The organism is Eubacterium sp. ER2 (genome assembly GCF_000765215.1).
Lineage (GTDB): Bacteria > Bacillota > Clostridia > Lachnospirales > Lachnospiraceae > Claveliimonas > Claveliimonas intestinigallinarum.
The window spans coordinates 18,536-27,151 of record NZ_JPJE01000031.1 but is presented as its reverse complement, the minus strand read 5'-3'; the positions used below and the strand labels follow the sequence as shown (position 1 = coordinate 27,151).

Annotated in this window: 6 protein-coding genes; all 6 read right to left on the bottom strand. The window is 54.1% G+C overall.

Annotation, left to right across the window (positions count from 1 at the left end):
* Positions 1 to 235 precede the first annotated feature (235 nt).
* Complete coding sequence (locus NI21_RS0111320) at positions 236 to 643, bottom strand: DUF3842 family protein (protein ID WP_033126305.1); 408 nt, start codon at positions 641 to 643, stop codon at positions 236 to 238.
* A 244-nt stretch (positions 644 to 887) separates the two neighbouring features.
* On the bottom strand, positions 888 to 1,748 hold the full coding sequence (gene dinD / locus NI21_RS0111315; protein WP_033126304.1) for a DNA damage-inducible protein D: 861 nt from the start codon (positions 1,746 to 1,748) through the stop codon (positions 888 to 890).
* A gap of 46 nt (positions 1,749 to 1,794) precedes the next feature.
* The gene (locus NI21_RS16910) at positions 1,795 to 1,956 is read right to left on the bottom strand and encodes a hypothetical protein (RefSeq protein WP_171031494.1); all 162 of its coding nucleotides are present in this window, start codon (positions 1,954 to 1,956) and stop codon (positions 1,795 to 1,797) included.
* 57 nt (positions 1,957 to 2,013) lie between these two features.
* Positions 2,014 to 2,214, bottom strand: coding sequence for a hypothetical protein (locus tag NI21_RS0111310; RefSeq protein ID WP_033126303.1), 201 nt, complete (start codon positions 2,212 to 2,214; stop codon positions 2,014 to 2,016).
* A 350-nt stretch (positions 2,215 to 2,564) separates the two neighbouring features.
* Positions 2,565 to 4,040 carry a S1C family serine protease gene (locus NI21_RS0111305; protein ID WP_052084075.1) on the bottom strand — a complete coding sequence of 492 codons (1,476 nt, stop codon included), beginning with the start codon at positions 4,038 to 4,040 and terminating at the stop codon, positions 2,565 to 2,567.
* Positions 4,041 to 4,161: 121 nt separating this feature from the next.
* Entirely contained in the window at positions 4,162 to 8,556 is a 4,395-nt protein-coding gene (locus tag NI21_RS0111300) for an acyl-CoA dehydratase activase (RefSeq protein WP_052084074.1), read from the bottom strand.
* Positions 8,557 to 8,616 lie beyond the last annotated feature (60 nt).

Below are 8,616 nucleotides of genomic sequence, written 5' to 3'. Positions count from 1 at the left end.
CCAAATTGCTGTCTCTCTAAAAAATAGCAAAAGAAAAAGGCACCTGCCTCTCTTCTGAGTGCAGACACCTTCCTGGTATCCATTCCAAATCTGTCCCTTTTTTAATTGAATGTACTTTACACCTGTCTCACGGTCTCACAATATCCTTACGCTGGCTGCCAGAAAGCGCTTCCCGCGCTCTTTACCTTCGCGGCTTCTGCCGTCATGCTCCGGTTTCCTGCCGGATATCCTCTGTCTAGTTCATCAGCTCAGCCAGCGCTTCCACTGCGCTCTCTACTCTTTTTGCCATAGTCAGGTCTGCCACGCCCACTACCAGGTTATCGCACAGATTGACCGGGATCAGGATCCTCTTCGCCTGGCTCTGCCCGATGGACACCGCCATCCGGGGTGTGATCTCGCCAAGCATGGAGTCCGCAATCACAATTCCCACAGGTCCCATGATCACGTCTACCTTCCCGCACGCCACAGCCACGGAGTTCTCCCCTGTGGCCGCCTGGTCCGCCCCTGCTTTGAGCATGGCGTTTGTGGCAGCGCTGTTGGTCCCCACCGCCAGAACCTCCATCTCCGGATACCGGCTCTTCACAGCCGTCACAAGCTGACGTCCCAATCCGCCGCCCTGGCCATCTATAACGAGAACCTTCATACATTCACCTCCGCTGCCCTTTCGCCAGGATTTCCCTGTACTGGCATATTTCTGTAATCAAACAGTCTTTTTATAGTTTACAGAAAAGTATTTTCACTGTCAAGCAAGAAAACATCTGTTTCCATTACAGCCTCTGCTTCCGTTACAGTCCGCTTCTATTACAGTTTACCGCCGGATGGGCGCAATGGCAAATACCTGTTTGGCATACGCCGGTATAGCTGAAAGGCAGAGTACCAGTATAATTTTATTCATCAAGCATCAGTTTGCCTGCTTTTGCCTTTGCTTGCAATCGGGCGAGCTGTTCCTTTTCAACTTGCTGAATACTTTTTTCTGGCGTCGGCAAATCTTCAGGCATCGTACCACCTATTTTCTCGATAGCGCCACGAACCTCTTTTCCAACTTTATAGTGGGTAGACGTCGCTTCTTTTGCTCCTTTTATTTCATCTTTGCGCAGTTTTTCCTCTGTCTGCGATATTCTAAACAAATTTGCGATAAGTTCCGTACTTCCCATGTAATCAAGAATTTTCTGACCAACCGCCAGATTCTTTTTCTTATGAATGTCATCAACATCCATGCCTCCATACAATCCCATATACCCGGCATTTTGGAATATTGCAAATTCTTCATTCGTAATAACTCCTGCATCATGGGCTGTCTCTGCAAGAAGTTGATTCCATTGCTTAATATCACCACGCACGACCAAACGCCTTCTGTCTTCATCCAACTCATTAAAATGATCTGCAACTTCCTGGCGATATGTCTGAATAGCAAAATATGTCTGACCAAGAGCAATAACCGCCTTACGCGGATCACCATTCTGTACAATCAGGTAGCAGGCATATCGAGTAAGCTCATAATCCTTAATCGGCTTATTGGTCGCTCCCGCACTAACGATTTTCCTGACCTCAGGAAAATCGCCCTCGATAACATGACCGCTGTTTTCACAGGCAATCATAGCACGCTTAATTACTTTTTGGAAATTTTCCCATTTATTGTATTCTAACGCCGGCGCAAGTTCTCTGGCCGACCAAAATTCACTGCCATCATCTCTGATATGCTTTATGTCTTCGAATCTCTTGTATTCTTTTGCTTTCAGCTTACTCATACAAATACTATTCCTTTCGATAAAAGCTAGAAGAAATCCTCATACTTCACTTCTTTTTAAATCGTCCGGCCAGCAGGCCAAAGGCAACTCCCAGGCCAAGGCCCAGCGCCAGGTTATCCCATATAAGCCCAAAGGCTACGCCCAGACTTATTCCTACTGCCAGATAGTCATCTGTATTCTTATCCTTCTTTTTTCTGTCCTGTTCCATCCTGTCCTCCTTGTAAGTGCCTGATGCGGATAGAGAGAAATTCCAATGTACTGCCGCTCAGTCCTTCAGCTTCTCCACATCCTCCATATAGATGGAGACTTCTCCACATTCCGGGCAGATGGCAACCTTGGGTTTCCCCATTCTACCGCCAAAAAGCTTCTTCTCGTCTGAGGACAGGACTATTCCATATCCGGCTCCCTCCACCTTGATCGCACAGTCTTCCTTCATCTCGCTTCCACAACGGATACATTTTCTCATCCTGCTAAACCTCCTTCTCAAAAATTGCCTGATAACACGAGGCTCGATCTGCCTGATAGGCTCTCTATCACCTATAGTATACCATGATTTTACTTCTGACAAGGTCTGCTTGCCGGGCATGCCTCATTAATGGGAAGCCCTATATTTTTCCGTGAAAATCTTGGAAATCAAAAAACAGCCGCCACTACTGCAATAGTGACGGCTGATGCCATAAAGTATTAAGTTGGTTCATTGTCGAGGGCAGACCGCTTCTGTGGTTTTCCCTTTTCTATTTCTCTTTTTTATTATCGACATAGCATATCTGGCATCCGGTTTTAAGCTCAGCTCTGCGCCGGCAAAAGCCTTGCACCTTAGTTCTGCTGACTCTGCTGGTTCTGCTGCGCCTCGCTTGCGGAGCCGAGAGTAACGCTCACGGTCTGCTCCTTGTACTGTCCCTGATCGGATCTCTGGACTGTCACATCCACAGTCTCACCGGAAGCGTAGTACTGAAGCGTATCCTTAAGCTGTGACATGCTGCTGATGGAGCGGCCGTCAAATCCTGTGATGACGTCGCCGGCAAGGATACCCGCTTTGTCAGCAGGCCCGTCCTTGACCACCTCAGAGACAGCCACACCTGTGGGCATGCCGTACATCTGAGCTGCCTCCTGGGAGACGTCCGCCCCCTGGATGCCCATGTAGGACGCCTGGCTCTCGTCCACCTTCTCCCTGGTCGTCTGGTTCATCAGACTTTGCAGGCTCTCCTCTGCCTTGTTGATGGGGATGGCAAATCCGATGCCGTCCACTGTGGTGCCGGACTGAGTGGTGGAACTCTTTGCCTCGTTGATGCCGATGAGCTCACCGTTCATGTTCAGCAGAGCGCCGCCGCTGTTACCGGAGTTGATGGGGGCGTCTGTCTGGATCAAACCTGTGGAGTTGATGGTGTTGCCGCTGTTGTCCGTGAGCTGAAGGTCACGGTTCAGAGCGCTCACGTATCCGCTTGTCACGGACTGGCCGTAGCCAAGGGCATTTCCGATTGCCACAACCTGCTCCCCGAGAACAAGGTCATCGGAGTCACCGATGGTGGCTATCTTGATCTGGTTCATGGTGTCGCTGGAGATATCGGACAGCTTCACAGCTACCACGGCCAGGTCATTGTCCGCGTCTGTTCCCTTGATCTGTCCCTCCACTGCCGACTCATCCACAAATCCTACGGACAGGCTGTCCGCGCCTTCCACAACGTGGTTGTTGGTGGCAATGAGGAGCTCCGTGTCATTCTTTCCCACAATGACGCCGGTGCCGGCTCCCTCCACCTCATACTCCTGGGTGCCGCCGAAGAAGCTTCTCATCTCCTCTACAGACATGGTGGAGATGGTCACAAGGGAGGGCATGGCGTTCTGGGCCACTTCTGCCACAGTGCCCTTGTCCTCGGTGCTTCCGGAGTTGGACACAGTCTGTGTGTTTGTCAGGCTCTTTTGTGCGTTGTGCCGGTCATAAAGGCTTCCAGCCGCCACATTGACTCCAAAGGCGGTTCCTCCTGCCACCGTTCCGAACACAAGAGCCATGGCCACCAGGATGGCCCATCTCTTTTTCATGCTCATAGGACCTACAGGCGCTTTCTTTGGCTTTCTGGCCCTGGCCTTTTTCATTTTATGGCCTGCCGGGGCGCCGGAAGCGCTCTCCGTCTCTGTATAGTTCATCTGACCGGGAGCGCCTGCCTCCTGACCTGCCTGCTGTCCGGCGCTTTCCAGTATATTCTGCTGCTGTTCTGTCTGCCCGCCGGTCTCTTTGGTCTCCTGAGTCTCTTTGTTTTCTCCTGTATATCCTTCTGTATATTTGTCATCCATCATATTATCCTGCCTCTTTTCCTCTCCTGTAAATGGTCTTTTTTCTTTTTACAAGACTGATTATAGGCCGGTTCTGTGATGGAATTGTGAAAAACCTTTTATGTTTTTGTGTTTTTTATGATTTTTACGAAGCCTCTTCTTTGTTCTGGTTCACATTCATGACCAGCATCTGGAGGCGGTTCTCAATGTTGGCAAAGCTGACATCCGGGTCGTAGTCCAGCGGCAGGATCTGCACATCCGGGTACAGCTCCTTCAGCTTCTTGGCAATGCCGCGGCCCACCACGTGGTTGGGCAGGCAGCCGAAGGGCTGGAGGATCACAAAGGCCCTGCACCCCTTCCTGGCGTGATGAAGGATCTCTCCTGAGATCAGCACGCCCTCTCCGGCATCAAAGGTGTGGTGAATGACCTGATCGCTGTCCTTCACCATGTCCTCCATCCGCAGGGCTGGCTCGTAGAGGGGATGCTTCTTCGCGATCCGGTCTGTCATATCGTGGGCAAAGTCAAAGGCCTTGTTCGCCACATGGAACCAGATCTTCTGGATGAGGGGCCGCTTCAGATGGTACTCCCTGTTCTGGCTGTCCTGGTAAAAATAGGTCTTGCGGATCACGTCCGTCATACGGGCCTCAATGATCTCAAAGCCGTTCTTCTCCAGGTAGGCCTCGATGTCATGGTTGGCGCCGGGATGGAAGTTCAGCAGGTACTCGCCCACGATCAGCACGCCGGGCCTGGGATCGCTGCGGTCGTACTCCACCTCATTCATGATGTCGATGGCCTTCTTAAAGCCCTTTCTCGCTCCCGGCACGCCCTTTGTCTCCAGTCCTTCCACCACCGCGTCCATGGCCCGCTCAAAGGCCTCGTCCGCGCTTCCCTTCACCTTCTCATAGGGGCGGATCTTCCGCAGAAGCTCCTCCAGCACATCGATCATGGGCAGGGAGAAGGCAATCTTCAGGGAGGACGCCAGGTTCATCTTAAATCCCGGGTGCAGGTGGTGGGAGTCCGCATCGTCGTTGGTCAGGATGGGCACCTGGGGAAATCCCGCGTCGTCCAGGGCCTTCCGAAGGAGGGCGCTGTAGTGGGTCAGACGGCAGTCTCCCACATATTTTCCCATGGCGATGGCGGTGTGATCCGGGTCATATTTGCCGCTTTTGAGGGCCTCCAGAGCCTCTCCGATGACGATCTGGGCGGGGAAGCAGATGTCATTGTGGACGTACTGCTTTCCAAGCCGTATGGCTTCTCCTCTTCCGATCTCCAGGGGCACAGTCTTCACGCCCTGCCCCGCAAAGGAGGCGGCCATGATCCTGCTGAAGGCGTGGGAGGTGTTGGGCACCAGCACCACCTTGTCCGCCTTGTCCTTCTTCTCAAATTTCACCGGGTAGGGATCTGTCAGCTCCCTTGTCTCCAGCTTCTTCTTTTTCTCTCTTCCCATGGCCACTGTCTCCAGGAAGGAGCGGACACGGATGCGCAGCGGGCCCTGGATATCGCTCTCGTCCAGCTTCAGGACAAGGGGGATTTTCCCGGAGATCTCGTGCATCAGCCGGATGATCTCATCCGACAGGTAGGCGTCATGGCCGCAGCCGAAGCTCACCACCTGCACGTACTCCAGGCAGTCGCTCCGGGCTGTCAGGATAGCGGAGGAGAGCATCCTGGCGTGGAAATTGTTGACAATGTCGATCCGGCTCTTTGAGAGGTCCACGTCTTCGATTCCGGGAACGGAGTCCGCCGTCAGCACAGGGATCCCCATGGTGACGAACATTTCCGGCAGGTCATGGTTCACAAGAGCGTCGTTCTGGTAGGGCCTTGAGGCCAGGACAACGGCAAATTTCCCTTTCTCCTTCACCTTCTCGATAATGGCAGCCCCCTGCCTTTTCAGCTCAGCCCGGAAGCTCTCCTGGGCCTGGTCTGCGGCCTCCATGGCCTTCCTCGTCTCCTCCTCCGGTATCTGGTAGTGATCCTTCATATAGATGGTGAGCTGCCGGTCCCTGTCCTCCCTTGAGGGCCAGTGGAACAAAGGCTCGTCAAAGGGGATGCCGAACTGCTTTTCCGGGTTGTCGGAATTCTTCACCACAATGGGGTAGCCCTTCACCACAGCGCACATGGACTCGCTCGTCTTCTCCCGGTTCTCGGTGGGAATGGTGGTGATGGCGGGCATGAAGATCCGGTCCACCTTCTTCGCCGCCAGGTTCCGGATATGCCCGTGTACCAGCTTTGCAGGGAAGCACACTGTGTCCGAGGTGACGGCTGAGAGACCGGACTCGTACATTTTCCGGGTGCTCATGTCGGAGAGCTGCACCTGGAAGCCCAGGGCTTTAAAGAAGGTGCTCCAGAAGGGCATGAACTCCCAGTTGGACAGCACTCTCGGAAGTCCGATGGTGATACCTCTCTTCACCGCCGGCTCCGGGTAGGGGTAGTCCTTGAAGAGAAGCTCCTCCCTCCTTCGGTACATGTTGGGCACCCGGTTCACCCTCTGGGTTTTCTCCTTGAGCTGCTTTCTGGCCTGGGCATCCCCCGGCTTTCCAAGCACCTCGCCCCGCTCGCACCGGTTGTTGGTCACCCAGGAATTGCCGTTTGAGAAGGTGACAATGGTCCTGCGGCAGTGGTTGGTGCAAAAAGGACAGGGTGAGTTGGACTCCTGGGTGTAGGAAAAGTCGTCCAGGCTGTCCAGAGCGATGAAGGTATGCTTTTCGGGCTCCCTCTCATGCCGCTCCTTTGCGATGAGGGCTACGCCCACAGCGCCCATCAGCCCCGGATAGGGGGCCCGCACTACCTGGCGACCGGTGTACTCCTCCATGGCCCGCACCACCGCATCGTTCTCAAAGGTGCCTCCCTGGACCACGATCTTATCTCCCAGAGAGTCCAGATTGGAAATGCGGATCACCTTGGTAAATACATTCTCTATGATGGAACGGCACAGTCCCGCCATAATGTCCTCCGGCAGGCGGCCGTTTCTCTGCTCGGTGATGATGCTGCTGTTCATAAAGACCGTACAGCGGCTTCCCAGCTTTGCCGGGTGCTTTGAGGCAAAGGCTGCCTCCGCGATCTTTCTGGCCGGGATATGCAGGGAGGCGGCAAAGTTCTCAAGGAAGGAACCGCAGCCCGAGGAGCAGGCCTCATTGACCAGGATATTGGTGATGATGCCGTTGTCCAGCCAGATGGCTTTCATGTCCTGTCCGCCGATATCCAGAATGAAGGTGGCGTCTTTTACGTACTTTTCTGCCGCCCGGGCGTGGGCCACCGTCTCCACAGTGTGGTACTCCGCCTGGAAGGCTTTGGCAAAGAGCTGCTCCCCGTAGCCGGTGGTGCCCACTGCCAGTATATTCAGATCAATGTTTTCCTTTTTATAGCGGTCCCGCATCTGGATCATGGCTTTCTTGGCCACAAGAAGGGGCTCTCCCTCGTTGGGAGCATAGAAGGAGTCCAGGATCTCCTCTTTTTCATCCATCAGCACAAACTTGGTGGTGGTGCTGCCGGAGTCAATGCCAAGATACACGCCTACCTTCTCTCCCGGCCGGGGCTTCTTCCACTGTCTGGAGGCCTTCTCATGCCGTTTCTCAAAGGCAGCCTTCTCCTCCTCCGAGGCGAAGAAGGGCCGGGCCTCCTCCCCCTGGCCGCTCTTTGCTTGAAAGGAAGGGCTGCGCAGTGTTTCCAGAAGCTCCCCGGTATCCAGGATCCGCTTCCTGTTTTCAAACATGCTCTCCAGGGAGATGGCCGCCCCGTAAGCCACCATCAGCTCGGGCCTCCTGGGGATGATCACATCCTCTCCGGACAGCTTCAGTCTCTTTGCAAACACCTGTATAAGGGTGGGATTGAAGGTGAGGGGGCCTCCCTCAAAAGCCACCGGCTTTTTGATCTCCAGCCCCTGGGCCAGTCCGCCGATGGTCTGCTTGGCGATGGCGTGGAAGGAGGAGAGGGCCAGGTCAGACTTCGCCACTCCCTGGTTCAGAAGGGGCTGGATGTCTGTCTTGGCGTAGACCCCGCACCGCCCGGAAATGTCGTATGTAAATCCCCCCTGCTCCGCGAGATCGTTCAGCTTCTCCACCGGCACTTTTAATATAGAAGCAACCTCATCGATAAAGGCGCCGGTACCCCCCGCACAGCTTCCGTTCATCCTCATGTCCGCCACGTTCAGGTCGCCGGTCTTCTCGTCCTTTTTAAAGAAGATAATTTTGGCATCCTGCCCTCCCAGCTCAATGGCTGTGCGGACAGAGGGGTATTTCTTTCGAAGCGCCAGCGCGTTGGCCGCCACCTCCTGTATAAAAGGCACCTTCAGCTTCTCCGCGATGGGCTTGGCCCCGGACCCTGTCAGGGCCAGGCGGATCTTTACGCCCCGGAATTTCTCCCGGAAGCTCTCCAGTGCGTGTATGATACTCTGTACCTGATTGGCGTGATGTCTCCTGTAATCCGAGTAGATTACCTGCCCGTCCTCCGGGTTCACAGCCGCGATCTTTGTAGTGGTAGACCCCACGTCAATCCCGGCAAAAAGCGTCTGCCCGGGCCGGATTTCTGTCTGTTCCTGCTCCATACATATTCCCCGCTTTCTCTTTTGTCTTTCTTATTGTCATCTTTGTGATTTTGGACATTT